The organism is Paenarthrobacter sp. NPDC058040 (assembly GCF_042885775.1).
Classification (GTDB): Bacteria; Actinomycetota; Actinomycetes; order Actinomycetales; family Micrococcaceae; genus Arthrobacter.
Map to the genome: position 1 here is coordinate 1 of NZ_JBHVRN010000046.1, position 1,597 is coordinate 1,597.

Here is a 1,597-nt window from a genome sequence, read left to right on the forward strand (position 1 = left end):
GCTGGGATCGGAATCACTCCCGTCCTTTCGCACGCACGTTCTGCCGCAGACCGCGGCACCACTTCATCGTTGATCTACGTGTACCGGCCCGGAGCCGGAGCGCATGTCGAAGAAGCCAGGGAATTGCTGGGACCAGCACTGACCGAGTGCAGCAACCGCGAGAGTTTCCAAGAGGTCCTCGCCGCGCAGCTCACCCGGCAGGGCGTTGGAACGCATCTCTACACCTGCGGCCCCCTTGCCTTCATGGACGCCGTCCTGGACCAAGCACGCGAAGCCGGTTGGCCGGAGTCGAGGCTCCATTCCGAGGCCTTCGGCGCAGCTGAACTCGACGACGGCGAGCCGTTCACCGTAAACCTTGCCCGCAGCGGCCTCAAGCTTGACGTTCCCGCCGGCGTCTCCCTGCTGGAGACCTTGGAGAAGGCCGGGAAAACCATTCCCAACATGTGCCGCAAGGGTATCTGCGGCGAATGTGTCCTCCCCGTCCTCAAAGGAACCCCCCAGCACCGGGACATGTACCTCACGGATCCGGAAAAGGCCACGAACACCACAATGATGTGCTGTGTCTCACGCAGCGAAGACCCCGAATTGGAGTTGGACCTTTGAGCATCACGATCGACCAAGACAGCGTTACCGCGTCCCTCCCGGAGCGCATCAGGAAGTTCCCGTTCCCGTTCCGGGACGAGGTCTACCGCTACAGCGCCAACGTGGAACCCGCCAATAAGAACATCGCAACGGACGCCGGAGCCTGGGGCAAAGGGCTCATCGACATCGATGAGTTCTACCTCGACGAACTCGCCGACCGCGAACGGATCCTGAACCGCGATCCCTCACGCGCACAGGTCCTGCCCCACATGAAACCGGCCGTCTGGGACACCATTGCCACCTTGCTTCCGTCAATGGCCGAGGAAAACCCGGAGATCATGTCCTTCCACCGCGAAGGAAACCACTGCCACTGGCACAACAGCCTGCAGGACCTGGACATCGAATTCACCATTGGCGACGATGACTCACTGCCGATGGAACCTCTGCGGTTCCTCAGCACGCAGATCCAGGATGACATCGTCCTCCTCGATATCCGCGACAACACCATGTGGCTTGACGCCGGCGTGGTCAGCTTCGCAGCGGACTGGTCCTTCAGTTTCGACGTCGGCATGAGCTTCCTGGAAATCCACGGCCCGGTGCCCCGGGTCAAGGAAGAAAACATCATCCAGCGTGCCGAACAGTTCCTCATGCGCCTCCAGCCGGGCGAGCAATTCCGCCGCACCAACTGGACCATGACCGTGGGCCGCCGCCTGGACACCTCCACCGAGACCTATCCCGAATGGGGTCCAGACCGCGGCACCATCGCCACGGATCCCGAGATGCCGGACAAGCTCTACCTCCGCGTCGAAGTCCAGCACCTGGTCCGCCTTCCGCACACCGGCACCCTGCTGTTCCTGATCCGCAGCTACCTCCTACCACTGACGGACATCGCCCAGGTTCCGGCCTGGCGCGAGAGGTTCGGCAACATCCTGGCCGAGCTCCCCCAAGATATGGCCGATTACAAGGGCATCACCAACTACCGGAAGGCAGCCTCCGAATGGCTGCTCGCCGGCTA

General features: G+C 62.3%; 2 protein-coding genes. Both read left to right on the forward strand.

What is annotated here, in order from left to right:
- Positions 1–603, forward strand: a 603-nt coding sequence (locus ACFVSJ_RS24410; protein WP_387439703.1) for a flavin reductase family protein, incomplete at its 5' end; no start/stop codon positions are given.
- The coding region (locus ACFVSJ_RS24415) for a DUF3445 domain-containing protein (protein ID WP_387439704.1) at positions 600–1,597 on the forward strand (998 nt) is incomplete at its 3' end. The genes ACFVSJ_RS24410 and ACFVSJ_RS24415, both read left to right, overlap by 4 nt.